The organism is Paraburkholderia sp. D15 (genome assembly GCF_029910215.1).
Taxonomy (GTDB): Bacteria; Pseudomonadota; Gammaproteobacteria; order Burkholderiales; family Burkholderiaceae; genus Paraburkholderia.
Genome location: NZ_CP110396.1, coordinates 65986 through 92562, shown reverse-complemented (window position 1 = coordinate 92562; position 26577 = coordinate 65986). Strand labels below are relative to the sequence as shown.

At 66.7% G+C, this 26577-nt stretch carries 15 protein-coding genes; 9 read left to right on the top strand and 6 right to left on the bottom strand.

Annotation, left to right across the window (positions count from 1 at the left end; all coding sequences use genetic code 11):
• Window positions 1-39: 39 nt before the first annotated feature.
• From LFL96_RS20000 to LFL96_RS19975, 6 genes are all read left to right on the top strand, one after another.
• Entirely contained in the window at window positions 40-651 is a 612-nt protein-coding gene (locus LFL96_RS20000) for a tail fiber protein (RefSeq protein WP_281002453.1), read from the top strand.
• Window positions 652-747: 96 nt separating this feature from the next.
• Window positions 748-8958: a DUF4347 domain-containing protein gene (locus LFL96_RS19995; protein ID WP_281002452.1), complete on the top strand. Its 8211-nt coding sequence runs from the start codon at window positions 748-750 to the stop codon at window positions 8956-8958.
• Window positions 8955-10667, top strand: a complete 1713-nt coding sequence (locus LFL96_RS19990; RefSeq protein WP_281002451.1) for a TolC family protein — start codon at window positions 8955-8957, stop codon at window positions 10665-10667. The genes LFL96_RS19995 and LFL96_RS19990 overlap by 4 nt, the downstream gene beginning before the upstream one ends.
• Complete coding sequence (locus tag LFL96_RS19985; protein ID WP_281002450.1) at window positions 10664-11530, top strand: efflux RND transporter periplasmic adaptor subunit; 867 nt, start codon at window positions 10664-10666, stop codon at window positions 11528-11530. Before LFL96_RS19990 ends, LFL96_RS19985 begins: the two co-directional genes overlap by 4 nt.
• A 4-nt stretch (window positions 11531-11534) precedes the next feature.
• Window positions 11535-13028: an HlyD family efflux transporter periplasmic adaptor subunit gene (locus LFL96_RS19980; RefSeq protein ID WP_281002449.1), complete on the top strand. Its 1494-nt coding sequence runs from the start codon at window positions 11535-11537 to the stop codon at window positions 13026-13028.
• Window positions 13029-13041: 13 nt separating this feature from the next.
• Window positions 13042-15156: an HlyD family efflux transporter periplasmic adaptor subunit gene (locus LFL96_RS19975; protein ID WP_281002448.1), complete on the top strand. Its 2115-nt coding sequence runs from the start codon at window positions 13042-13044 to the stop codon at window positions 15154-15156.
• A 36-nt stretch (window positions 15157-15192) separates the two neighbouring features.
• Here LFL96_RS19975 and LFL96_RS19970 read toward each other — a convergent pair whose 3' ends face one another.
• Both LFL96_RS19970 and ampC read right to left on the bottom strand, forming a co-directional pair.
• Entirely contained in the window at window positions 15193-15663 is a 471-nt protein-coding gene (locus LFL96_RS19970; RefSeq protein ID WP_281002447.1) for a cupin domain-containing protein, read from the bottom strand.
• Window positions 15664-15731: 68 nt separating this feature from the next.
• Window positions 15732-16964: a class C beta-lactamase gene (ampC, locus tag LFL96_RS19965; protein ID WP_281002446.1), complete on the bottom strand. Its 1233-nt coding sequence runs from the start codon at window positions 16962-16964 to the stop codon at window positions 15732-15734.
• A gap of 427 nt (window positions 16965-17391) precedes the next feature.
• On the opposite strand from ampC, the gene LFL96_RS19960 reads away from it, so the two are divergent.
• Window positions 17392-18354 (top strand): glycosyl hydrolase family 18 protein, encoded by a 963-nt coding sequence (locus tag LFL96_RS19960; protein WP_281002445.1) that lies wholly within the window; start codon window positions 17392-17394, stop codon window positions 18352-18354.
• Window positions 18355-18403: 49 nt separating this feature from the next.
• On the opposite strand, the gene betA is transcribed toward LFL96_RS19960, so the two are convergent.
• Genes betA through betI form a run of 3 tightly spaced genes read right to left on the bottom strand, consistent with a single transcriptional unit; the run spans window position 18404 to window position 22225 of the window.
• The gene (gene betA, locus LFL96_RS19955) at window positions 18404-20092 is read right to left on the bottom strand and encodes a choline dehydrogenase (RefSeq protein ID WP_281002444.1); all 1689 of its coding nucleotides are present in this window, start codon (window positions 20090-20092) and stop codon (window positions 18404-18406) included.
• Between the two features lie 46 nt (window positions 20093-20138).
• Window positions 20139-21608 (bottom strand): betaine-aldehyde dehydrogenase, encoded by a 1470-nt coding sequence (gene betB, locus LFL96_RS19950; RefSeq protein WP_281002443.1) that lies wholly within the window; start codon window positions 21606-21608, stop codon window positions 20139-20141.
• Window positions 21608-22225 (bottom strand): transcriptional regulator BetI, encoded by a 618-nt coding sequence (gene betI / locus LFL96_RS19945; RefSeq protein ID WP_281002442.1) that lies wholly within the window; start codon window positions 22223-22225, stop codon window positions 21608-21610. The genes betB and betI overlap by 1 nt, the downstream gene beginning before the upstream one ends.
• A gap of 239 nt (window positions 22226-22464) precedes the next feature.
• Between betI and fdhA the strand changes: the two genes are divergently transcribed.
• Window positions 22465-23664, top strand: a complete 1200-nt coding sequence (gene fdhA, locus LFL96_RS19940) for a formaldehyde dehydrogenase, glutathione-independent (RefSeq protein WP_281002441.1) — start codon at window positions 22465-22467, stop codon at window positions 23662-23664.
• Window positions 23665-23805: 141 nt separating this feature from the next.
• Here the strand turns inward: fdhA and LFL96_RS19935 are convergent, their stop codons facing one another.
• Entirely contained in the window at window positions 23806-24801 is a 996-nt protein-coding gene (locus LFL96_RS19935) for a GlxA family transcriptional regulator (protein ID WP_281002439.1), read from the bottom strand.
• A gap of 495 nt (window positions 24802-25296) precedes the next feature.
• Here LFL96_RS19935 and LFL96_RS19930 point away from each other — a divergent pair, with 495 nt between their 5' ends.
• Window positions 25297-26571, top strand: a complete 1275-nt coding sequence (locus LFL96_RS19930) for a serine hydroxymethyltransferase (protein ID WP_281002438.1) — start codon at window positions 25297-25299, stop codon at window positions 26569-26571.
• Window positions 26572-26577: the final 6 nt, after the last annotated feature.

The following is a 26577-nucleotide window of genomic DNA, read 5'->3' as shown; positions in this document are numbered from 1 at the left end:
GACCCGGCGTTTTACCCGTCCTCTCTCCAGGAGAAGTTCATGAGCGATCAGTATCTCGGCGAAATTCGTATGGTCGGCTTCAATTTTGCGCCGGCAGGCTGGGCGCTGTGCCAGGGGCAGATCGTGTCGATCGCCCAGAACAACGCGCTGTTCGCGCTGCTCGGCACGACGTTCGGCGGCACCGGCACGACCACCTTCGGTTTGCCGGATTTCCAGGGGCGCGGGCCGGTCGGCACGGGCTCGGGGCCGGGCCTAGCGCCGGTCGTCTGGGGTGAAATCAGCGGCGCCGAATCCACCACGATTCTGCAATCGCAGATGCCGATTCACTCGCACGTCGCCACCGTCACCGGCGGCGGCACGGGCACCGCGCAGATCAGCGTGCCGGCGACCACCGCGACGACCAACACCACGGCGACGCCGGGTCCCACCACCGTGCTCGCCCAGGGTTCGTCGGGCGGCCATGCGGCCACGATTTACAGCACGTCGGCGGCGAACACGAATTTCGCGCCGTTCAACGCATCGGTGACGACGACGGCGCCGACCATCGTCAACCAGGCGGCCGGGGGCAGCCAGCCGATCAGCCTGCGCAATCCGTTCCTCGGCACGACCTTCATCATCGCGATGCAGGGCGTGTACCCGACGCGGCAGTAACACGCAGGGTTCGGCCGCCGCGGCGCGGCGGCCATCGATAGTTGCAGGTCGTCAATGTAATGGGCGCGGCAAGCGGCGCCCCGCGGAGCGAGTGTCATGAAAATCGTCAAGCAACTACTGAAGCGTCTGGGCGACACCGGCGACTCGACCGGCGCGCGTGCGCCGGTTGCGCCGGCGCCGCTGATCATGGCACTCGAACCGCGCGTCGTGTACGACGCCTCGGTCGCGGCGGTCGCGCCGCATCCGCATGGCGCGGAAGCGGACTCGCACGCGAGCGCGACCAGCTCGCTGTCGGCCACGCCGAAGCCGGTCGCCGAGCACGACGTCAAACCCGATCACGCGGCGAAGTCCGACGCGAGCAAGGACAGCACGAACAAGGACAACACGAAGGCGACGGAGTCCGGCGCGGCCAGCCACGGCGGCGACGGGGCGGCGCATCAGGTGGTGTTCATCGACCCGAGCGTCGCGAACTACCAGGCGCTGATCGCCGGTTTGCCGGCCGGCACGCAATACGTGGTGCTGAACGCGAACACCGACGGCTTCGCGCAGATCGCGCAGTATCTGCAGACCCACAAGGGCATCGAATCGATTCATCTGATCTCGCACGGCGCGGACGGCGAGATCCAGGCGGGCTCGAGCTGGCTGAACGCCGGCGACCTGTCGACCTACAGCGCCGAGCTGGCGCAGATCGGCGCGGAAATGAAGCCGGGCGGCGATTTCCTGATCTACGGTTGCGACGTCGCGCAGAACGCGGACGGCAAGGCGCTGGTACAGAACATCGCGGCCCTCACGCATCTGAACGTGGCGGCCTCGACGGACCCGACCGGCCTTGCCGCGCTCGGCGGCAACTGGACGCTCGAATACACGGTCGGCGACGTGCACACGCCGGTGATCGAATCGGCGGCGGCGCAGGCGCAATACAACGCGCTGCTCGGCGTGACGGTGGAGACCTACGACAACCACGTGTCGCCGGCTTTTGACACCACGGGCACGAGTTTCACGCTCGACGGCATCACCTACACGACCGATCAGGCCGTGGAGAGCGACGTCTACACGCAGACGACCGATCCGTTCGGCGCGCCGCCGCTGTCCAGCAGCCCGACGGACGGCGTGCTGATGGTCAACTTCAACGGCACGCAGATGTCGTCGTTGAACATCGCGCTCGCGAGCGGCCAGCATTTCGCGTTGCAAAGTTTCGACATCGACGCGTTTTCCGACGGCACGATCTACCTTATTCCGAACGGCGACACGTCGAAGGAAGTCGTGCTGGTGTCGGGCGGCCTGTTCTCAGGCACCAAGAGCCTTGCCAGCAATGCGGACTTCCAGAATCTCACGTCGCTGAAGATCGTCGACGTCGGCGACGACGGCTTTATGTCCCCGACGCTGAACAACTTCACGTACACCGTGCTCGGCACGACGGCCACGACCAGCAGCGGCAGCGCCCCGTTCGTGGCGGGCGACAACGTCACGTCGACGCCGATCGCGGTGGATAACGGCATCACGCTGTCGGACCCGCAATCCTCCACCGCGCAGAGCGCGACGGTGTCGATCGGGACCGGCTTCCAGGCGGGCCAGGACGTGCTGTCGTTCACCAACAGCAACGCGACGCTGTACGGCAACATCACGGCGACGTACAACGCGGGCACCGGCGTGCTGTCGATGACCTCGTCGGGCGGCTCGGCGACCATCGCGCAGTGGCAGAACGCGTTGCAGGCCGTGACCTACACCGATACCGCGATCACGCCGATCACGGCTACCCGCACCGTCAGCTTCACCGTCAACGACGGCGTGTCCGCCGGCATCACGGCGACCCGCAACGTCACCGTCGCGGATACCGACCAGACGCCGACGCTCAGCAGCTCCAGCACCGGCACGACCTATCTGGCCGGCTCGGCTTCCACGCCAGTGTTCAGCGGCGTCACGATCAGCGACCGCGACAACACGACGATGGCGACCGCGACCGTCTCGATCAACAACGGTTTCCAGTCCGGCGACGTGCTGTCGTTCACCAACGACGGCGCGACGATGGGCAACATCAGCGCCGTGTACAGCGCGGGCACCGGCGTGTTGACGCTGAGTTCGTCGGGCGCGACCGCCACGCTCGCGCAGTGGGACAACGCGCTCGACGCGATCCGCTTCGCCGACGCGTCGAATGCGCCGCCGGGCGTGCGCACCGTGGCGTTCACGGTGAACGACGGCAGCAAGAACAGCGCGGCGATCAGCAACACGGTGAACGTCACGTCCGGCCCGAACATCACGCTGGACAGCGGCTCGGCCGCCTTCGTCGCAGGCGACAACACGACCTCCACGCCGGTCGCGGTGGACGCCGGGTTGACGGTTTCGGACGCGGCCAGCCCGACGCTGGCGAGCGCCACCGTGTCGATCACCGGCAACTTCCACAGCGGCGAAGACATGCTGCTGTACGTGAACAACCCGGCGACGATGGGCGACATCAGCGGCGCGTACAACGCGGGCACCGGCGTCCTGACGCTGACCTCGGCGAGCGGCACCGCGTCGCTCGCGCAATGGCAGGCGGCGCTGCGCTCGATCACGTACACCGACACGGCGGTCACGCCGAACAGCGCGACCCGCACGATCAGCTTCAACGTCAACGACGGCGCGCACACCAGCGCCACGTCCACGCGCACGGTGACGGTCACCGATACGGACCAGACGCCGACCCTCGGCACCTCCAGCAGCGGCGTCTCGTACATCGCGGGCACGGCCGCCACGCAGGTGTTCAGCGGCGTGAGCATCGCCGATCGCGACAACACGACGATGGCGTCGGCCAACGTGTCGATCGGCAGCGGTTTCGTGGTGGGCGATTCGCTGTCGTTCATCAACGACGGCGCGACGATGGGCAACATCAGCGCGTCGTACAACACCGCGACCGGCGTGATGACGCTGAGCTCGACGGGCGCCACCGCGACGCTCGCGCAGTGGGACAACGCGCTCAACGCGGTGCGTTTCTCCGACGCCGCCAGCGGTTCGCCGGGCGGCCGCACGATTTCGCTGTCCGTGAGCGACGGCACCAAGAGCAGCGTGGCCGTCACCAACACGGTGACGGTCATCGCCGTGCCGGTCGTCACGACCGACGGCGGCTCGGCCGCTTTCGTGGCCGCCGACAATGCGCCGTCCACGCCGGTCACGATCGACTCGGGCCTGACCGTGACCGACGCCGGCAGCACGACGCTGCAAAGCGCGACTGTCTCGATCACCGGCAACTATCATAACGACCAGGACGTCCTGAGTTTTACCAACAACGGTACGACGATGGGCGACATCACGGCGACGTACAACGCCACGACCGGCGTGATGACGCTGAGCTCGGCGAGCGGCACGGCGACGCTCGCGCAGTGGCAGTCGGCCTTGCGCTCGATCACGTACACCGACACGGCGGTCACGCCGAACAACGCGACCCGCACCATCAGCTTCACCGTCAACGACGGCAGCCATAGCAGCGCCACCTCGACGCGCACCGTGACCGTCACGGATACCGACCAGACGCCGATTCTCACCACGACGGGCGGCTCGACCGCCTTCACCGCGGGCGACAACGTCACGTCGACGCCGGTCGCGATCGACAGCGGCATCACGGTCTCGGACCTCGACAATACGACGCTGGCCTCGGCCGTCGTGTCGATCACCGGCAATCTGCACAGCGGCGAGGACGTGCTGGGGTTCTCCAATAGCAGCCCGACGTTGTTCGGCGACATCAGCGGGACTTACAACAGTCTCACCGGTGTGCTGGTCCTGAACTCGGCCAGCGGAACCGCGACCGTCGCGCAGTGGCAGAACGCGCTGGATGCCGTGACCTACACGAACACCGCCGTCACGCCGGTTCCCGCGACCCGCACGATCAGCTTCTCGGTGAACGACGGCACTAAAGATAGCGCGGCGGCTACCAAGCTCGTGACGGTCACCGACGTCGATCAGACGCCGGTCGTCACGACCAGCGGCGGCAGCGCGTCGTTCACGGCGGGCGACAATGCGCCTGCCGCGCCGGTGGCGGTGGACAGCGGCATCGTCGTATCGGACCGCGACAACACCACGCTCACGTCGGCCACCGTATCGATCGGCGCGGGTTTCCATGCGGGCGAAGACGTGCTGGGTTTCGTCAACAACGGCACGACGATGGGCAACATCACCGCCAGCTACAACGCGGTGACCGGCGTGATGACGCTCAGCTCGGCGGGTGGATCGGCGACGCTCGCGCAATGGCAGGCGGCGCTGCGTTCGGTCACCTACACCGACACGGCAGTCACGCCGGACAACACCACGCGCACGATCAGCTTCACGGTCAACGACGGCACGCAGGACAGCGCGCTGGTGTCGCGCAACGTCACCGTCGCCGATACCGATCAGACGCCGGTGCTGAGCACCAGCGGCGGATCGACCGCGTTCGTCGCGGGCGACAACACGGCCTCGACGCCGGTGACGGTGGATAACGGCGTCACGGTGTCCGATCTCGACAATGGCACGCTCGCGAGCGCGACCGTGTCGATCACCGGCAACTTCCATAGCGGCGAAGACATTCTGTCGTTCACCAACGACGGCGCGACGATGGGCAACATCACCGCCAGCTACAACGCGGCGACCGGCGTGATGACGCTCAGCTCGGTGGGCGCGTCGGCGACGCTCGCGCAATGGCAGGCGGCGCTGCGCACGGTGACGTATACGGACACGGCGGTCACGCCGGGCAACTCGACCCGCACGATATCGTTCTCGGTCAACGACGGCAGCAAGACCAGCGTGGCCGGCACGAAAAACGTGACCGTGACGGATACGGATCAGACACCGGTTACCTCGGTCAGCAGCGGTACGGTCGACTACGTGGCGGGCACCGGTGCGCAAACCGTATTCAGCAGCGTGACGGTCAGCGATCTCGACAACCCCGCGCAGGCCTCGGGCACCGTCGCGATCACGTCGGGATATCAGCCCGGCGACACGCTCTCGTTCCTGAACACCAGTTCGTCGCAGTTCGGCAATATCACGGCGTCGTATAACGCGGCGACGGGCGTATTGACGCTCGTTTCCTCCGGAGCAACGGCGAGCAACGTGCAATGGGCGAACGCCATCGCCTCGGTGACGTTCTCGAACAGCCCGACCTCGCCGCTCGGCAACCGCACGGTGTCCTTCACGGTCAACGACGGCGTGAAGAACAGCGCGTCGATGTCCAGCAACGTCGACGTGCTCAGCTCGTCGCCGAACGTGACGCTCAGCGGCAGCACGCCCGCTTTCACGGCGGGCGACAACACGATATCGACGCCGGTCTTGGTGGACGGCGGCCTGACGATCACCGACCCCGAATCCGGCACGCTGGCCTCGGCGACCGTGTCGATCGGTACGGGCTTCCATGCTGGTGAAGACGTGCTGAGCTATATCAACGACGGCGCGACGATGGGCAACATCGTGGCCACGTACGATGCCGCGACCGGCGTGATGACGCTGACTTCGATCGGCCAGACGGCGACGCTCGCGCAATGGCAGGCGGCGTTGCGCGCGGTGTCGTACACCGATACGGCGATCACGCCCGACCCGACCTCGCGCACGGTCAGCTTCCAGATCAACGACGGCATTCAATCCAGCACGGTGGCCAGCAAGACCGTCACGGTGACGGACGTCGACCAGACGCCGATCCTGACTACGTCGACCGGCAGCACGGCATTCACGGCGGGCGATAACACCGCCTCGACGCCGGTGGTGGTGGACAACGGCATCGCGATATCGGACCTCGACAACGGCACGCTCGCAAGCGCGACCGTTTCCATCAGCGGCAACTTTCATGCGGGCGAGGACGTGCTGTCGTTCACCAACGACGGCGCGACGATGGGCAACATCGTGGCCTCGTACGACCCATCGACCGGCGTGATGACGCTCACCTCCACGAGCGCGACCGCGACGCTCGCGCAGTGGCAGGCGGCGTTGAGCTCGGTCACCTACACCGACACGGCCGTGACGCCGGACGCCGCCACGCGCACGATCAGCTTCACCGTCAACGACGGCACCAAGGACAGCGCCGCGGGTACCAAACAGGTCACCGTGGCGGACGTCGACCAGACGCCGGTCCTGAGCACGTCGAACGGCAGCACGGCGTTCACGGCGGGAGACAACACGACCTCGACGCCGGTCGTGGTAGACGGCGGCGTGACGGTGTCGGACCTCGACAACACGACGCTCGCCTCGGCGACGGTATCCGTCACCACCGGCTTCCACGCTGGCGAGGACGTGCTGTCGTTCACCAACGACGGCGCGACGATGGGCAACATCACGGCCACGTACGATGCCTCGACCGGTGTGATGACGCTCAGTTCGACGGGCGCGTCGGCAACGCTCGCGCAATGGCAGGCCGCGCTGCGTTCGGTCACCTATACCGACACGGCCCTGACGCCGGACAACACCACGCGCACGATCAGCTTCACCGTCAACGACGGCACCAAGGACAGCGCCGCGGGCAGCAAGCAGGTCACCGTGGCGGACGTCGACCAGACGCCGGTCCTGAGCACGTCGAACGGCAGCACGGCGTTCGTCTCGGGTGACAACGCCGCCTCGACGCCGGTGGTGGTGGACAACGGCGTGACGGTATCCGACCTCGACAACACGACGCTCGCCTCGGCGACGGTATCCGTCACCGGCGGCTTCCACGCCGGCCAGGACGTGCTGTCGTTCACCAACGACAACGCGACGATGGGCAACATCACCGTCACCGGCTACAACGCGACGACCGGCGTGCTGACGCTGAGCTCGTCGGGCGCGACCGCGACGCTCGCCCAATGGCAGGCCGCGCTGCGGTCGGTCACCTACACCGACACGGCCGTCGTGCCCGACGCAACCCAGCGCACCATCAGCTTCAGCGTCAACGACGGCACGAAGGACAGCGCCGCCGGCACGAAGACGATCACGATCACCGCGACGGATCAGACACCGGTGGTCTCGATCGGCAACGACGGCACGCCGACCTTCGCGAGCGGACCGAACGCGCAACCCGTCACGATCGCACCGCAGATCAGCGTGACGGATGCCGACAGCGGCGCCACGCTCGCCTCGGCGACCATCTCGATCACCGGCGGCTTCCACCCGGATCGCGACGTGCTCGCGTTTCACCCGAGCGCGGCGACCGGCAGCATCACCGCGACCTACGATGCGGCGACCGGCGTGCTGACGTTGAACGCGGCAGGGCCGGGCACGACGCTCGCGCAATGGCAGGCCGCGCTCGCCAGCGTCACGTACGCGGACAGCGCGAGCGAAACCAGTGCGACGAGCCGCACGATCAGCATCTCGGTCAACGACGGCCACAAGACTAGCGAGGCTTCCACGCGCACGGTGAATATCGCCGCCGCACCGCCTGTCGTGTCGTCGGCACCGCCCGCGCAGTCGGGCCAACCGGCGCCCGCCACGCCGACCACGCTGCCGCCCAAGGGCAACGGCGTGAGCGCGGCGGGTCCGTCGAGCGCGGGCCCGGCGACGCCGAGCGCATTCAATGCGCCCGCGCCCGACACGGTGATCAGCTTCCCGCGCAATCTGACCGACAGCATCTCGAATCCGCTGATCGTGCTCGACGCCTTCGCGCCGCAGCCGGAAGTGGGGTCGCTGCCGGCGGTCCATACGGCAACCTTCGTGGCCGACGAAATCGGCGCGCATGGCTACGCGAACAACGGTCGCACCGATCCCTCGCGTCATCATGGCTCGCTGAGCGACACCTCGGTCGGACCGAACGAGGCCACGCCGGCGCCGGGCAATACGCCGCTGTCGCTCGATCTGCCCGCGCTCGCCGTGCATCTGAACGTGCGGCCGGATCAGGCGTTCGTCGTCTCGCTGCCGGTCATGATCGGTTCGAGCGAAGGCTTGCCGCTGGGCGCCGACGCGCACGTCGAACTGCGTCTCGCCGACGGCCGTCCGCTGCCGGGCTGGATGCACTACGACCCGGTGCACGGCACGCTGAGCGGCAAGGTGCCGGCGAATCAGCGCGACCTGACCATCTCGATCATCGCGCGCGATGCGCAGGGGCATCAGACGCGCCGCGACGTGGCGATCGAATTCGGCGGCACGGGCCGCGCGGCGTCCACGGACAAGGCCGGTCATGGGGAGCATGGTGCATTGCGTGCACCGGGTGCGAACCATGGCACGACGCCCGCCACCGTGCCGCACGCGGCGCTGCAGTTCAACCAGGCGCCGCTGGCCAAACCGTCGCTCGCCGAACAGTTCGTGCGTGCCCATGCGACGCTGCACGTCGCGCGTCCGACCGTCGCCGCCGCCCCAGCCGCCACCGCACCCGCGAACGAGACCGTCACGCGAGGTCACGCATGAGCGTCCACCGTTTCCAGAATCCCATCACTTTTCGAAAGAGAGCAGCCGAATTGAACTCCTCGTCCGTAGCGGTGCGTGCACCGCGTCCTGCGTTGCTGGCGTTGTCGCTCGCCGTGATCTGGCTGTCGGGCTGCGCGATCAAACCCGTTCCCTTTACCGACGCGGAGCGCACGCAGACCGCGCAAACCGACCGCACGTCGATGTTCTCGCAGCAGCAGGCCGTCAGCGGCCCGATCACGCTCGATGAGGCGATGGCGCGCGCGATCCGCTACAACCTCGATCATCGGCTGAAGATGATGGAAGAGGCGCTCGCGCAGAAGCAGCTCGACCTGTCGAACTTCGACCTGCTGCCCAAGCTGACCGCGCAGGCCGGCTACACGACGCGCAACCATCCGCTGGCCTCGTCGTCGACCAACGTGTTCACCAACGAGCAATCGCTGGCACCGTCGTACTCGACCGACAAGAACGACCGTACCGCGGACCTGTCGTTCTCGTGGAACCTGCTGGACTTCGGCGTCAGCTACTACGAAGCGAAAGAGCAGGCCGACCACGTACTGGTGCTCGAACAGCGCCGCCGCAAGGTCGTGCAGCTGATGATGCAGCAGGTGCGCGAAGCCTACTGGCAGGCGACCGGCGCGCAGCGTCTGCGCGACCGTATCGGACCGTTGCTCGATCAGGCCCGCCTGGCGCTGAACGATTCGCGTCAGGCGCAGCGCGAGAACCTGCGCGCGCCGCTCGATACGCTGAACTACCAGCACGCGCTGCTCGACCTGATGCGTCAGCTCGAAGAGATCCGCGATCAGCTCGAAGAAGCGAAGCCGCGTCTCGCCGCGCTGATGAATCTCGAACCGGGCAAGGACTACACGCTCGCGCCGCCGGACGGTTTCGAAGTGCCGACCTTCGACATGCCGATCGACCGCATGGAAGAGACCGCGCTGGAGCGTCGTCCGGAGCTGGTCGAGGCGAGCTACAACGAGCGGATCAGCGTCAACGAAACCCATAAGGCGATGGCGAAGATGCTGCCGGGTATCGAGTTCAGCCTCGGCACGCATTACGACAGCAACAGCTTCCTCGTCTACAACGCGTGGCGTGCGGCCGGTATCAGCGTGAGCTGGAACCTGCTGAACCTGATCAACGTGAAGAACATCAAGGGCATGGCCGACGCGCAGCTCGAAGTGGCGAAGACCCAGCGTCTCGCGCTGAGCATGGCGGTGTTGACCCAGGTGCACGTCGCGAGCACGGAACTGGGCGCGAAGCGCCGTCAGTTCGATCTGCTCAAGCAGATGAACGACGTCGACCAGCAGATTCTGCAGCACACGCACAACGCGACCCAGGCGAACGCGCAGGGCAAGCTGGAGGAAATCCGCGCGGCGACCGGCGCGATGATGTCCGAACTGCGTCTGTACCAGAGCTACGGCGAACTCGAAAACGCGTACGGGCAACTGCTCGCCACGCTCGGTCTCGATCCGGTGCCGGATGCGGTCAAGGGTCACGACCTCGCGTCGCTGCAACAGTCGATCAATCAGGAACAGCAGCGCTGGTACGCGCTCGGTCACGGCGGCAACCTGCCGCCGGCGCCGCTGCCCGCGACCCCGGCCGGTGCGGCGGGCGGCGTGGCCGCGGTGCAGACCCAGACGGTGAGTCAGGCCAATGCGCCTGCCGGCGCCACGGCGCCGCTGCAAGCGAATAGTGGAGTCAAGACGCAATGAAGTTTTCGCAGTGCGCGGCGTGGTGTGCAGCCGCAGTGATGTCGTTGTCCGCACTACCGGCCCTGAGCGCGCAACCCGGCGCCCAGGCCGATGCAAAACCCGCGGCGCAGCCTGCCGTCAAGCCCGCGGTCAAGCCGGTCTCCGTGCCGGCGCCTGCCGCGCCTGCCGCGTCGACTGCTTCCCAGCAGGCCGACGCGTCGGGCGACGGGCGCATCCGCATTCAGCTCGTGTCGCGCGATCAGGTCGATCTGTCGAGCGAAATCGCCGCCAAGATCGCGTCGCTGCCGCTGCGCGACGGCGACGCGTTTCGCGCCGGCCAGACGCTGGTATCGCTCGATTGCTCGCTGTACAACGCGCAGTTGCGCAAGGCTCAGGCCGAGGCCGGCGCCGCGAGCGATCTGCTGAACGTCGATCAACGGCTCGCGCAACTGCATTCGGTCGGCGAACTCGAAGTGCAGCAGGCCGCCGCCAAACTCAAGGCGAGCAATGCCGAGGTCGCGTACATGCAGGCGACCGTGCACAAATGCGTGATCACCGCGCCGTTCGACGGCCGCGTGTCGAAGCGCTCGGCCGCGCCGCAACAGTTCGCGGAACCGGGCAAGCCGCTCCTGACGATCGTCGACACCAGCCGCCTCGAACTGAAAATGATCGTGCCGTCGAAGTGGCTCGTCTGGCTGAAGCCGGGCCACGCGCTCAGCGTGCAGGTCGATGAAGTCGGCAAGACCTATCCGGCCCAGGTGGCGCGAATCGGCGCGCGCGTCGATCCGGTCACCCAGACCGTCGACGTGACGGCCGCGCTGACCGGCAGCGTGCCCGAGCTGTTGCCCGGCATGAGCGGCTGGGCGACCTTCGCCAGCCGATGATGCGATGAGCAACATGCATCCGGCGCCGGGAGCGCCATCGCCCGGCGGCAACGCGAGCAGCGTGCGCATCGACGCGCAGCAGCTCGCCACGCTCTGGCAACTCGCGGCTCGCGCGCGCGCCGCGCAAACCGAAGCCGCGCTCGGCTTCACGGTCGTCAATGAAACGCTGTCGCTGCTGCCGTACAGGCAGGCAGCCTGGTGGCGCGGCACCGCGCCCGGCACGGTGGCCGCGGTGTCGGGTTTGCCGGAAAGCGATCCGAACGCGCCGTACGTGCAGTGGCTCGGTGCGCTGTGCCGCGTGCTGGCGCGCAAGCCGGACGGCGCATCGAACGACGCAGCCCATCCCGCCGATTCGAAAGACGCGGCCGCGTCGGCGGCGCAGAACGCGCCGGCCGCGCCCGTCGAACGCGCCCGCGCATTCACCGCGGCAGACCTCGCCGCTGATCCCGCCGCCGCGCACGTGATCGAGGAATGGAGCGCGTGGTGGCCTGAGCACGGCTTATGGCTGCCGCTCACCGATCGCGGCGGCCGTGCGCTCGGCGGCGTGGTGTTCGCGCGCGATGCCGCGTGGACCGCGGTGGACTGCGCGCTGCTCGCCGAACTCGCGCAGGTCTGGTCGCATGCGTTCGCCGCATTCGGCCCGCGGCCCTCGCTGGTCGAACGCGCGCGCACGATGCTCAAACCGGGACGGCAACAGCGCCGCGTGCTGATCGCGCTGGCGGTGGCGTGCGTGATTCCCGTGCGCCTCACGGTGCTCGCACCGGCCGAGGTGACGCCGAAAGATCCGTTCGTGGTCCGCGCGCCGCTCGACGGCGTGATCGACCGCCTGTACGTGCAGCCCAATCAACCGGTCGCGGCCGGCACGCCGCTGCTCGGACTCGACCCCACCACGTTGCAGTCACGCTATGCGCTCGCGCGCAAGGACTTCGACACCGCGCAGGAAGAGTACCGGCAGACCGCGCAGCTCGCCGTCACCGACGACCGCAACCGTCTCGACATGGCCGAGCGCAAGGGCAAGCTCGATCAAAGCGCGGTGCAGCTCGACTACACCGCGCAGCAACTCGCGCGCGTGCGCGTGAGCGCGGCGCGCGCGGGCGTCGCGGTGTTTTCCGATCCGAACGAATGGACCGGCAAGGCGGTCGCCGTCGGCGAAAAAATCCTGCTGCTCGCGGACCCGGCCCACGTCGAACTGACCGCCTATGTGCCGGTCGCCGATAACGTCGACGTGAAAGCGGGCGCGACCATCACGCTGTATCCGAAGAGCTCGCCGCTCGCCACCTACGAGGCGCGTATCGACTCGGTCGCGTATCGCGCCGAGCCGACGCCGGAAGGCGTGCTCGCGTACCGCGTGCGGGCCAGCTTCGACGACACCGCGGCGAACGCGCGTCCGCCGCTCGGCGCGATGGGCACGGCACGCATTCACGGCCGCTGGGTGCCGTTGTTCTACTACGTGCTGCGCCGTCCGTTGACGCTCGCGCGGCAGTGGCTCGGCTGGTGAGGCAGGTAACCCGATGAGCCGTCTGCCGCAACTACGCCAGGAACTGACACTCAGCGCCGGCGCGCCCAGTGCCGAAGGCGCGCCGACGTGGATGCTGCACGATCCCGCCGCGAACCGTTTCTTCCAGATCGGCTGGCCCGCGTTCGAGATGCTGTCGCGCTGGCCGCTCGACGACGCCAACGCGATCGTCGCCAGCGTGAACCGCGACACGACGCTCACCGTCACGCTCGACGACATGGAAGCGCTGTGCAAGATGCTGCAACAGCAGAACCTGCTGGTCGCGCAGAGCGCGGGCGACGCCGACCGGCTCGCCGCGCGCGCCGAGGCCGGCCGCCTCGGCCAGGCGATGTGGCTGCTCAAGCACTATCTGATGATCCGCATTCCGTTGTGGCATCCGATGGCGTTTCTGCGCCGCACCGCGCGCTACGCGTCGTTCGCCTACAAGCCGCCGTTCTGGATGGCGATCGGCGCGTGCGCGCTGCTCGGCCTGTTCCTCGTGTCGCGCCGCTGGGACGAATTCCTGCATACCTTCCACTCGTACGCGGATCTGCAGGGGATCGTCGCGGTCGGCATCGCGCTGGCGTTCGCGAAGATACTGCACGAGTTCGGCCACGCGTTCACCGCGCAGCGCTACGGTTGCCGCGTGCCGACCATGGGGCTCGCCTTCCTCGTGATGCTGCCGGTGCTCTACACCGACACCACCGAGGCCTGGAAGGTGCCGGGCCGCGCGGACCGTCTGCGCATCGGCGCGGCCGGCATGCTGAGCGAACTCGCGCTCGCGGCGGTCGCGACGCTCGCGTGGAATCTGCTGCCCGACGGCCCGCTGCGCGCCGGCGCGTTTCTGCTCGCGACCACCACCTGGATCGGCACGCTCGCGATCAACGCGAGTCCGTTCATGCGCTTCGACGGCTACTTCCTGCTGTCCGACTGGCTCGGCATGCCGAACCTGCACGACCGCGCGTTCGCGCTCGGCCGCTGGTGGCTGCGCGAATGGCTGTTCGGTTTCGGCGAGCCGCAGCCTGAGCCGTGCGCGCCGTCGCGGCGGCGTTTTCTGATCGGCTTCGCGTTCGCGACGTGGTTGTACCGGCTCGCGGTGTTCTTCTCGATCGCGCTCGTCGTGTATCACGCATTCTTCAAGGTGCTGGGGCTGATGCTGTTCTGCATCGAGTTCGGCTGGTTCATCATGCGGCCGATGTGGCGCGAGGCGACCGCGTGCTGGGAACGTCGCGCGCAATTGCGGTGGCGGCGTCAGACGCGGCGCTCGGCGCTGCTCGCCGCGCTGCTGGCCGGTTTCATCGTGCTGCCGTGGCAGGCGGGCGTCAGTGCGCCGGCGGTGTTCGGACCGCGCCAGGCGCAAGGTCTGTACACGGTCGCGGCGGGCTACGTGGCGGCCACGCCGCCGCCGGCGCGCGACGGCCAGACCGTGCGGGCGGGCGACGTGCTGGCGACCATCGTGTCGCCGGACCTCGACTATCGGCTGAAGGCCGCGCAGGCCGAGGAAGCGCTGCTGCGCTGGCAGGTCGAACAGCAGGCCTTCGACGATCGTCTGCGCGAGCAGGGCGTGGCGTTGACGCGGCGCTGGGACGCCGCGCGGCAGACGGTTGCCGGTTTGCAGGCGGAGATCGAGCAGTTGACCGTGCGCGCGCCGTTCGACGGCACGCTGAATGCGCCCGGCGATGCGCTCGTGGCCGGCACGTGGCTGCCGCGCGGCGAGCATCTGTTCGACGTGTTGGGGCCGAGCGGCATCAAGGGCGATGCGTTCGTCGGCGAGAACGACGTGGGGCGCGTGCGGCCCGGCGAGCCGGCCGTGTTCGTCGCGACGCTGGCGGAGATGGGTCCGGTGCATTGCCGGGTGCAGGCCGTCGACAAGGTAAACATCGGGACGCTCGACGAGCCGTCGGTGGCGAGCACGTATGGCGGCCCGATTCCCGCCGAGCAGGATGCGAAGACGCATCAACTGGTGCCGCTGCAGGCCACCTGGCGCGTGCGGATCGACGAGTGCGACGGCGACCGGACGCTCGCGCGCGAGGTGTCGGGCAGCGCATCGCTCGATGGCGGACGCGAAAGCTATGCAGGCAAGTGGCTGCGTTCGCTGGTGGCGGTGATGCAGCGCGAGGGCGGTTTTTGAGGGCGACGGCGAGCGGATCGCGACACGCTCGTCGTGTTACTTCGGCACGTTCACGTTGAACGGCTTGCCGGGTACCCACGCCCACGTCGCCAGCACTTTCGCGCCGGCCGGTCCGGCCTTCGTCACATGGACGACGTTCGCCGGCATCCGGTAGCTCTCGCCCGCGTGGACCACCTGGTCGGGTTGGCCGTCCACCTGCACGGTGACTTCGCCTTCGAGGATGTACGCGACCTCCGGACCGCTCGCGCGATGCCGCGGCTTGGCCGCGTTCGGCGGGAATTCCGCGATACCCATGCCCATTTCGCGATCGGTGCCGGCCACGGGTACGCGTTGCAGCACGACGGTCGGCCTGGCATCCGGGGCGCTGGCGGCTGTCGCGTTCGCCGTTCCGGCGGCGTGCGTCGATGGGATCGATGCGGCCAGGCCGATCGACGCAGCCAGCCCAGATAGCGCGAACCGCGCGATCGTTCCCGCTCCGATGTGCGTCATGCGACGCGTTTCATTCATGACATGTCTCCACGGCTTCCCATCAGCAAGCTTCACCCCGCGCGCTACGACGCGCTGTCGATTCGCACTCAACGCATCTGAGCATCGAGCGCCGTCAAAATGCGATGCGCGACGGCGACGCGCTCCGGAATCGGCACATTCTTGTTGGCCAGCATCACGATCCCCAGTTGCTTGCCCGGAATAAAGGCCACATACGAACCGAAGCCGTTCGTCGAACCGGTCTTGTTGATCCACACGTCCTGACGCGGCGCCTGCGGCGGTTCGATCGCGGTGACGGGCGTCGCGGTCAGCGCCATCTTCGACGAATTGCCTTCCTGCAAGGTGCTCAACGCCACCGGATAGCGGTACTGCTCCCAGATCAGATCCTGCGTCATCCCGCCCGCGCGGTAGTAGCCGATGTGCGTGTCGGTCAGCGCGCGTTGCCACTGGCCGTCGAGCGGCACGAGCCCCATGTTCGCCTGCACGAAGCGGGTCATGTCGGCGGCCGTGGTCTTCACGCCGTAGGCCTCGGCCGAGAGGACGCCGGGCGCCACGCGGATCGGCGCGCCGTCCTTTTTGTAGCCCTGCGCGTAGTCGGGCATCTGAGCGGGCGGCACATCGATATAGGTGTGCTTCAGGCCGAGCGCGGGAAACACGCGCTGCTGCATCAGCGCGGTGAAATCGCCGCCCATGCTTTTCGCGGTGATCATGCCGAGCGTGCCGATGCCGGGATTCGAATAGGTGCGGCAGGTGCCTTGCGCGCAGCCCGGTTTCCACGCCTTCAGGTATTGCAGGAACTGCGCGTCGTCGTGAATCTCGTCGGGGACCTGCAGCGGCAGCACGCCTGGCGTATGCGTGCCGAGGCTGACGAGACGCACGTCGCCGAATGGCGTGCCTTGCAGCGCCGGCAGGTACTGGCTGGTTCGGTCGGTCAGCGCCAGCTTGCCGTTCACCTGCGCATACGAGGCCAGCGATGCGGTGAACGTCTTGCTCACCGAGCCGAGTTCGAACAGCGTGTCGCGCGTGACCGGCTTGCCGGTTTCCGCCGACGCCACGCCGTAGTCGAACACGTACGGCTGGCCCGCGACGATCACGCCGACCGCCATGCCGTGAATGCCGTCTTTCGCCATCAGCGGTTCGATCGCGGCATCGACCGTGCGGCGGATTGCGGCTTCGTTGGCCGATGCGTTTGCCGCGCCCTTGGCCGAGGCGTTGGCATTGCCCTGTGCAGCATCGGCATCGGCCGCGCGCGCAGCGGGCGCATTCGCGCATAGCGCGGCGAAAAACAGCGACGTGACGAGGTTAAGCGTGGTGCGCTTCATGTCCGGCGTTCCTTGAAGTCTTGAATGTGCCTTGAGATGTCGTCGGCGAGCGCGTTGCCGGAATCGATCCGATGCGCGTCGAGCCGAGGCCGCACTATCCGGCTTTTACGCCGCGCTGACAATCGACGATAACTTGCGCGAGGGTAAAGAAAATCTTGTGGCGCAAGAAACGCTCCCGTGACGCGGGCCTGACCTGACCTCTCCACATGAACAGGTGTTTTCGTACGGGAAATTACTAAGCTGCCTGAGGGCCATTTCCGCGAACCGCGCGTGCGGGTGGATCACCGGACCCGTCAGCACAATGGCCGACAACTGGATGCTCACTCAGGAGATAGCCTTGAAAGCCAAACTGATAAAAAGTCTTGTGGCCAGTCTTTCATGCGTGCTTATCGCGGCATGCGGCGGCGGCGGGTCGGATCCCGCCGGCGTGAGTCAAAAGAAAATGTCCGTTCCGCAAGCCTCGCCGACGGCGTTCGTCTTCAGTCCGTACAAGGATCTGACGATCAACATGAACTGGAACACGAACGTGATTTCCACCGCCGTGACGGGCTCCCTGCAACCGATTCTCAGCGTGATGCCCGCGAAGCTCGATACGCTGACCTGGGCGTTCGCCACCGGCGAATGCGGCAGCGAGAACTGGGCCGGCCTCACGCCCGCACAGGTGGCCGGCGCGAATGTGCAGAACGCGGTGAATGCGGGCAAGCGCTACATCGTGTCGACCGGCGGCGCGGCCGGGTCGTTCACCTGCGGCTCGGACGCGGGCTTCAGCAAGTTTATCCAGACCTACTACTCGGCCAACATGGTAGGCGTCGACTTCGATATCGAAGCCGGGCAAAGCCAGGACGACATCAACAATCTCGTGCAACGCGTGATCGTCGCGCAGCGCAGCTACCCGAACCTGCGCTTCAGTTTCACGATCGCGACGCTAGGCGGCAACTCGGCGCAAAGCCTCGGCGGCACCGGCATGATGGTGATGAACGCGATCCAGTCCGCGGGTCTGACGAATTACACGGTCAACCTGATGACGATGGACTACGGCAGCGCGATTCCCGGCAACTGCGTGGTGGGCAGCGACGGCGCGTGCGACATGGGGCAGTCGGCGGTGCAGGCGGCGATCAATCTGCATGGCTATTACGGCGTGCCGTATAGCCAGATCGAACTGACGCCGATGATCGGCGGCAACGACACCCAGGGCGAGACCTTCACCACCGCCGATGTCGCGACGGTGGCCGCGTTCGCGAAGCAGAACGGCCTGGCCGGCGTGCACTTCTGGTCGTTCGACCGCGATGACGATTGCGCGCCGGGCTACGCGTCGCCCACCTGCAATAGCTATGGGCAGGCGGGGGTGCTGGGCTTCACCAATCTGTTCATCGCGCAGTTGGGGCTTTGATCGTCGGGGTTTCGATGCAGGCGATGAGCGATGAGCGGCGGTGCCGGAGTTACACCGCCGCGGTCGCGTCGCGCTTTCTCGACGGCATGCCGTTCGCGACGAAGTAGGGCGTGTCGGCGCGCGCCAGCGCCTCGCGTCCGCGAATGCGATCGGCGATTTTTTCCGCGAGCATGATGGTCGGCGCGTTCAGATTGCCCGTGGTGATGCGCGGCATGATGGACGCGTCCACCACGCGCAGCGCCTCCATGCCGTGCACGCGGCCTTCGTGATCGACTACCGCCATGTCGTCGTAACCCATCCTGCACGAACACGACGGATGAAATGCGGTCTCCGCGCGCATCCGCACGAAGGCGTCGAGTTGTTCGTCGCTGACCAGCTCCGCGCCCGGATTCAGCTCGCGGCCGCGATAACGGTCGAGCGCCGGTTGCCGCATGATCTCGCGCGTGATGCGGATGCCGTCGCGGAACTCGCGCCAGTCGAGCGGATCGGCCATGTAGTTGAACAGGATGCTGGGATGCGCGTTCGGATCGCGCGAAGTCAGCTTCACGCGGCCACGGCTCGGCGAACGCATCGAACCGACGTGCGCCTGGAAGCCATGCATCCTGATCGCGTTCGAACCGTTGTAATTGATCGCGACCGGCAGGAAGTGATACTGGATGTTCGGCCACGCGTCGTCGTCGCGGGTGCGGATGAAGCCGCCCGCCTCGAACTGATTGCTCGCGCCGATGCCCGTGCCGTTCAGCATCCATTCGAGGCCGATGGCCGGCTGGTTCCACCACTGCAACGCGGGGTAGAGCGACACCGGTTCCTTGCACTCGTACTGGATGTACATCTCCAGATGGTCCTGCAGGTTTTCGCCGACGCCGGGCAGATCGTGCACGAGCGGCACGCCGAGTTCGCGCAGCCATGTCGAGCGGCCCACGCCCGAGCGTTGCAGCAATTGCGGCGAGGCGATCGCGCCGCTGCACACCAGCACCTCGCGGCGCGCGTGCGCGCTGAGCGTCTGGCCGTGATGCAGATACGCGACGCCCACCGCGCGCTTGCCGGTGAACAGCACGCGATCGGTGACGGCATGCGTGACGATGGTCAGATTCGGCCGCGTTTTCGCGCGGTCCAGATAGCCGCGCGCGGTGCTCGCACGCCGGCCGTTCGCGGTCACCGTGCGGTCCATCGGACCGAAGCCTTCCTGCTGGTAGCCGTTCAGATCGTCGGTACGGGGAAAGCCGGCCTGCACGCCGGCTTCGACCATCGCGGCGAACAACGGATTGTTGCCGGGCTTGCTGGTGGTCACATGCACCGGACCGTCGCCGCCGTGATAGGCGTTCGCGCCGGCGTCGCGCGTCTCCGCCTTGCGGAAATACGGCAGGCAATCCAGGTAGGTCCAGTTCTCCAGACCCGCGTGTTGCGCCCAGCCGTCGTAGTCGAGCGCATTGCCGCGGATGTAGCACATGCCGTTGATCAGCGACGATCCGCCGAGTCCCTTGCCGCGTCCGCACTCCATGCGCCGGTTGTTCATGTGCGGTTCGGGATCGGTCTCGTACGCCCAGTTGTAGCGGCGCCCTTGCAGCGGATACGCGAGCGCGGCCGGCATCTGCGTGCGGAAGTCGAAGCGGTAGTCGGGGCCGCCCGCTTCGAGCAGCAGCACGCTCACGTCCGCGTCCTCGGTGAGGCGCGACGCGAGCACGTTGCCCGCCGACCCTGCGCCGACGATGATGTAGTCGTATTCGTTCGAAGCCATCGCGTGGTTCTCCTCGTGGTTCAGCGTACCGGTTCGGCGCGCCGGTTCAGAACACCGGCTGATACGGGCCGAGTTCGACCTGCACGGACTTGATGCGCGTGTAGTGTTCGAGCGTGGTGAGACCGTTCTCGCGGCCGACGCCGGACTGTTTGTAGCCGCCCACCGGCATTTCCGCGGGCGACTCGCCCCACGTGTTGATCCAGCAGATGCCTGCTTCGAGCCGGTGAATCACGCGATGCGCGCGCGCCAGGTTCTCGGTGACGACGCCCGCGGCGAGTCCGTACGCCGTGTCGTTAGCCCGTTCGATCGCTTCGTCCTCGCTGTCGAATGCGAGCAGACTCAGCACCGGCCCGAAGATTTCCTCGCGCACGATGCGCATCTCGTCGCGGCAATCGGCGAACACCGTGGGCGCGACGTACTGGCCACGGGCGAAGTGACCGTCGGTGAGACGCGTGCCGCCCGCAAGCAGACGCGCGCCTTCCTGCACGCCGCTTTCGATGTAGCCGAGCACCTTCTGCAATTGCGCGGCGCTGACGAGCGGGCCGAAGTTGGTGCGCGGATCGTGCGGCGCACCGACGCGAATGCGCGCGACGCGTTCGAGCAGCTGCGCTTCGAAACGCGCCATCACGCTACGTTGCACGAACACGCGCGTGCCGTTGGTGCAGACCTGGCCGGAGCTGAAGAAGTTGGCGCTCATCGCGATGTCGGCGGCGCGTTCGAGGTTGGCGTCGTCGAACACGACGAGCGGAGATTTGCCGCCGAGCTCCATCGTCACTTCCTTCAGCGACGAGGCGCCCGCCATCGACATCACTTTCTTGCCGGTCTCCACGCCGCCGGTAAACGAAATCTTCTCGATGTCCGGATGCGCGGCCAGCAGCGCGCCGACCCGGCCGTCGCCCTGCACGACGTTGAATACGCCGGGCGGCACGCCGGCCTCGGTGTAGATCTCGGCGAGCTTCAATGCCGACAGCGGCGTGATCTCGCTCGGCTTGAAGATCATCGCGTTGCCGGCCGCGAGCGCCGGTGCGGATTTCCAGCAGGCAATCTGGATCGGGTAATTCCATGCGCCGATGCCCGCGCATACGCCGAGCGGTTCGCGCCGCGTGTACACGAACGACGTGGGCCGCAACGGAATCTGCTGGCCTTCGATCGCGGTGGCGAGCCCCGCGTAATACTCGATCACGTCCGCGCCGGTGACGATGTCCACCGCCTGCGTTTCGGCGATCGGCTTGCCGGTGTCGCGGGTTTCGAGCGCGGCGAGTTCGTCGTTGCGCTCGCGCAGCAGATCGACCGCGCGGCGCAGAATGCGCGAGCGCTGCATGGCCGTGAGTGCGGCCCATTCGCGCTGACCGTCGCGCGCGGACTGCACCGCGCGGTCGATGTCCGCCGCGCTCGCCTGCTGCACGACGGCGAGCGTTTCGCCGGTCGCGGGGTCGAGCGTTTCGAAGGTCTCCGCGCTCGTGGCATCGACATAGCCGCCACCGATGTAGAGACGCTGCGTAGCGTATACCGTCATCACTTGCTCCTTGCAGAAGAGGGACCGGCCTCGCCGCGCGCGGCCAGCACCAGGTCGATGTAGTCGTTGGCCACGCGCAGCGCCGCCTTCGGGTCGAACGGTTCGCCGGACAGCGCGCCGCGCAGCCATAAGCCATCGATCAGCGCCGCCAGTCCGCTCGCCGCGCGGCGGGCCGCCGGACGCGGCAATGCCTTCGAAAAATCCGCGCACAGATTCGAATTCAACCGGCGTGTGTTCACGTATTGCAGCCGCCGCAGCGCGGGCTTGTGCATGCTCTCGGACCAGAACGCGAGCCAGGTTTTCATCACCGGGCCGCTGGTCTGTTGCGCGTCGAAATTCGCCGCGACCACCGCACGCAGTTTCGAACGCGGGTCGGCTTTCGCGGCGCGGCGGCGGCGCGAGGTGGCCTGCCACAGATCACGCAGCACGTGACGCATGGTGGCTTCGAGCAGGCCGTCCTTGTCACCGAAATAGTGGCTGACGATGCCGGTGGAAATGCTCGCGCGCTGCGCGACCGAGGCGAGCGTGGCGCCCGCGAGACCGGTCTGGTCGATCGTGAGCAGGGTGGCGTCGATCAGTTGCGCGCGGCGGATTTCGCGCATTCCGAGTTTGGGCATGGCGCTGGCAAAGGAAACAAAAGGACGAAGCGAAGGCGCATGTTAGTTTTTTTATATTGAACGGTCAATCAATAAAAAACGACCCGAACGCCTGTGGACATGGCTCGCGCCGCGCGTGTCGGTTCCGGCCAAACTCGTGTCGCGTTGGGACCAGGCGGTTTGTCCGGCGGGCGCTACGCTCGTTGAACGGCGTGCCGCATGGAGTCGTCACGCCGCTCACAAGACATGGAGACGGACAAATGAGCAGCAATCGCGGCGTCGTGTATCTCGGGCAGGGCAAGGTGGAAGTGCAGTCGATCGATTATCCGAAGATGGTCGATCCTCGCGGCCGGGCGATCGGTCACGGCGTGATTCTGAAAGTGGTGAGCACCAATATCTGCGGCTCCGATCAGCACATGGTGCGCGGCCGCACGACCGCCGAAGTCGGCCTCGTGCTCGGCCACGAAATCACCGGCGAAGTGATCGAAGTGGGCCGCGACGTCGAAACGCTGAAGATCGGCGACCTCGTGTCGGTGCCGTTCAACGTGGCCTGCGGACGCTGTCCGACCTGCAAGGCGCAGCACACCGGCGTGTGTCTGAACGTGAATCCGTCGCGTGCGGGTGGCGCTTACGGTTACGTCGACATGGGCGGCTGGATCGGCGGCCAGGCCGAATACGTACTGGTGCCGTACGCCGATTTCAATCTGCTGAAATTTCCCGATCCCGCCCAGGCCATGGCGAAGATCCGCGACCTCACATGCCTGTCCGACATTTTGCCGACCGGTTATCACGGCGCGGTGATGGCCGGCGTGAAGCCCGGCGCGACCGTCTATATCGCGGGTGCGGGGCCGGTCGGGATGGCGGCCGCCGCTTCCGCGCGGCTGCTGGGCGCGGCCTGCACGATCGTCGGCGACATGAACGAGGCGCGCCTTGCGCACGCACGCAAGATGGGCTTCCAGACCATCGACCTCTCGAAGGATGCGACGCTCGGCGAGCAGATCGAACAGATTCTCGGCAAGCCGGAGGTGGATTGCGCGGTGGACTGCGTCGGCTTCGAGGCGCACGGCCACGGCAGCAGCGGTGCGCAGGAAGAGGCGCCGGCCACGGTGCTCAATTCGCTGATGGAGATTACACGCGCGGCCGGCGCGATCGGCATTCCCGGCCTTTACGTGACGGACGATCCGGGCGCCGTCGATGCCGCCGCGCGCAAGGGCAGCCTGAGCATCCGCTTCGGTCTCGGCTGGGCGAAGTCGCATTCGTTCCATACCGGACAGACGCCGGTGATGAAGTACAACCACAACCTGATGCAGGCGATTCTGTGGGACCGTCTGCCGATCGCGGATATCGTCAACGTGACCGTGGTGTCGCTCGACGAGGCGCCGGAAGGATACCGGCAGTTCGATGGCGGCGCGCCGCGCAAGTTCGTGATCGATCCGCACGGGTTGTTGAAGGCGGCTTGATGGGCGAATGAAGCTGGAGCCTGAGAGGTGGGGGCAGTGGAAAAACGAAACGCGTTGAACGGATGCCGTTCAACGCGTTTTTTATGATTCGAGCCGCGTCATGTGCGTGGCGGCATTCAGCCTCGCCGCGGCAGCCTGGCCTCAAGCTGCCATTACCGGCACCACCGCCAGCGAAGGCGCCTGTTTGCGCCGCTCGCGCGTGGGTGCCGTGCCGAACGCATCGCGATAGCTCTTCGAGAAGTGGCAGGCCGACTGGAAGCCGCACGCCATCGTGATGTGCATGATCGACATATCGGTCTGCAGCAGCAATTCACGCGCGCGCCGCAGACGCAGCGTCAGATAGTAGTGCGTCGGCGTCATGCCCAGGTGTTCGCGGAACAGCCGCTGCAATTGCCGTTGCGACATGCCGGCCAGACGGGCGAGTTCCTCGCGCGACAACGGCTCCTCGATGTTGTTCTCCATCAGCGAGATCACTTCGAACAGCGACTTGTTGGCCGAGCCGAGCCGCGCGACCAGCGGCATTTTCTGTTGCGCGCTGGTATCGCGCACATGTTCGACGATGAACTGCTCGGCGATCTGCGTGACGCGCGCGGTGCCGACGCGCGGCGCGATCAGGTTCAACATCATGTCGAGCGGCGCGACGCCGCCGGTGCAGGTCACGCGGTCGCGATCGATCACGAACAGCTCTTTCAGAAAACGCGTATCGGGAAACTCTTCCTTGAGCGCCGACATGTTCTCCCAGTGAATCGCGCACGCGTAGCCGGCCAGCAGTCCCGCGCGCGCCAGCGCATAGGTGCCCGTGCACAGGCTGCCGAGCACGCTGCCCATGCGCGCGAAACGGCGCAGCGCGGACAGATGGGCGGGCGTGGTCGCGTGCTGCACGTCGATACCGCCGACCACGAACACGATGTCCGGCTGACCGACGCATTCGACCGGACCGGTATCCACCGAGAGGCCGTTGCTCGCCGCGACCGGACCGCCGTCGGGACTCACGATCGACCAGCGGTACAGCGTCTGTCCCGTCAGATAGTTCGCCATGCGCAGTACTTCGATCGCATTGGTGAACGCGATCATCGTGAAGTTGGGGAGCGGCATGAATGCGAAGTGCGACAACGACGCCGTGCGATCGGTGGACATGGGAGGAATGATTCCTTCGAATCTGTAATGTCGCGTCGCCGTGGGGAGCGGCGACTGCTGCAATTCTGAGGACTAGCGCAACTACCGTGCCATCAGGCTAAACCCTCGGTTACCGCCAGGCGCGCTGAATCAACGGTCAACGTGGCACCACAACGGAGCCTGAGCGCGGTCGTCGCGCACAGGAAGCGCGCATGACGTCCGGGTGCAGTGCAGCAGCGCGCGTTCGTCACCACGCAAGCCCGCCGACTTGTCGAAAAAGGACGCCGATGGCGGAAAAGGCAAAGAACGCGTCTGAATTCATAAATTGACGCGCGGGGCGAACGTCAAGAATAGACGCAATGCCAGATGCGGGCTACGCGGCGCGAATGCCGCGACAGGCGGCGCTCACGGCCTTTTTCGTCAACCCGTTTCAGGCGGCTTTGGCCGGGTTGAAACCGGACTTCAAGCGAACTTCAAACGAACTTCAAGCGGCTTAACCGACCCCACGGACCTTCCATGTCGAACCCGAATCCCTTCTTCGAAGAATCGCTGGCCACCCGCGACGCGGCGGTGCGCGGCGCTATTTTGAAAGAGCTCGAACGCCAGCAATCGCAGGTCGAGCTGATCGCGTCGGAAAACATCGTGTCGCGCGCGGTGCTCGAAGCGCAGGGTTCGGTGCTGACCAACAAGTACGCGGAAGGGTATCCGGGCAAGCGTTACTACGGCGGTTGCGAATACGCGGACGTGATCGAAACGCTCGCGCTCGACCGCATCAAGACGCTGTTCAACGCGAAATTCGCCAACGTGCAGCCGCATTCCGGCGCGCAGGCGAACGGCGCGGTGATGCTCGCGCTGCTCAAGCCGGGCGACACGGTGCTCGGCATGTCGCTCGACGCGGGCGGCCACCTCACGCACGGCGCGAAGCCGGCGTTGTCGGGCAAGTGGTTCAACGCCGTGCAGTACGGCGTGAAGCGCGACACGCTGCTGATCGACTACGAACAGATCGAGGAACTGGCGCGGCAGCACAAGCCGGCCTTGCTGATCGCCGGCTTCTCCGCCTATCCGCGCGCGCTCGACTTCGCCCGTTTGCGCGGCATCGCCGATAGCGTCGGCGCGAAACTGATGGTCGACATGGCGCACATCGCCGGCGTGATCGCGGCGGGCCGGCATCAGAATCCGGTCGAGCATGCGCACGTCGTGACGTCGACCACGCACAAAACCCTGCGCGGCCCGCGCGGCGGTTTCGTGCTGACCAACGACGAGGAGATCGCGAAGAAGATCAACTCGGCGGTGTTTCCCGGCTTGCAGGGCGGCCCGCTGATGCACGTGATCGCGGGCAAGGCGGTCGCCTTCGGCGAAGCGCTGCAACCGGGCTTCAAGACCTATATCGACAACGTGCTCGCCAACGCGCAGGCGCTCGGCGAGGTGCTCAAGGCGGGCGGCGTCGATCTCGTGACGGGCGGCACGGACAACCATCTGCTGCTGGTCGATCTGCGGCCCAAGGGGCTCAAGGGCAATCAGGTCGAACAGGCGCTCGAACGCGCGGGCATCACCTGCAACAAGAACGGCATTCCGTTCGACACCGAGAAGCCCACGGTCACCTCGGGCATTCGTCTCGGCACGCCGGCCGGCACCACGCGCGGTTTCGGCGTGAGCGAGTTCCGCGAGGTCGGGCGTCTGATCGTCGAGGTATTCGAATCGCTGCGCGTGTCCCCCGAAGGCGACGCCGCCACCGAACAACGCGTGCGCCGCGAGATTTTCGCGCTGTGCGAACGCTTTCCCATCTACTGAGCACGC

Bases quoted from the DNA above. Each gene is read 5' to 3' on its own strand.
- LFL96_RS19970 (WP_281002447.1), bottom strand. From the start codon at position 15,663: ATGAATGAAACGCGTCGCATGACGCACATCGGAGCGGGAACGATCGCG.
- LFL96_RS19930 (WP_281002438.1), top strand. From the start codon at position 25,297: ATGTCGAACCCGAATCCCTTCTTCGAAGAATCGCTGGCCACCCGCGAC.
- LFL96_RS19975 (WP_281002448.1), top strand. From the start codon at position 13,042: ATGAGCCGTCTGCCGCAACTACGCCAGGAACTGACACTCAGCGCCGGC.
- LFL96_RS19935 (WP_281002439.1), bottom strand. From the start codon at position 24,801: ATGTCCACCGATCGCACGGCGTCGTTGTCGCACTTCGCATTCATGCCG.
- betA (WP_281002444.1), bottom strand. From the start codon at position 20,092: ATGGCTTCGAACGAATACGACTACATCATCGTCGGCGCAGGGTCGGCG.
- LFL96_RS19985 (WP_281002450.1), top strand. From the start codon at position 10,664: ATGAAGTTTTCGCAGTGCGCGGCGTGGTGTGCAGCCGCAGTGATGTCG.
- LFL96_RS19995 (WP_281002452.1), top strand. From the start codon at position 748: ATGAAAATCGTCAAGCAACTACTGAAGCGTCTGGGCGACACCGGCGAC.
- LFL96_RS20000 (WP_281002453.1), top strand. From the start codon at position 40: ATGAGCGATCAGTATCTCGGCGAAATTCGTATGGTCGGCTTCAATTTT.
- LFL96_RS19980 (WP_281002449.1), top strand. From the start codon at position 11,535: ATGAGCAACATGCATCCGGCGCCGGGAGCGCCATCGCCCGGCGGCAAC.
- ampC (WP_281002446.1), bottom strand. From the start codon at position 16,964: ATGAAGCGCACCACGCTTAACCTCGTCACGTCGCTGTTTTTCGCCGCG.
- fdhA (WP_281002441.1), top strand. From the start codon at position 22,465: ATGAGCAGCAATCGCGGCGTCGTGTATCTCGGGCAGGGCAAGGTGGAA.
- betI (WP_281002442.1), bottom strand. From the start codon at position 22,225: ATGCCCAAACTCGGAATGCGCGAAATCCGCCGCGCGCAACTGATCGAC.
- betB (WP_281002443.1), bottom strand. From the start codon at position 21,608: ATGACGGTATACGCTACGCAGCGTCTCTACATCGGTGGCGGCTATGTC.
- LFL96_RS19990 (WP_281002451.1), top strand. From the start codon at position 8,955: ATGAGCGTCCACCGTTTCCAGAATCCCATCACTTTTCGAAAGAGAGCA.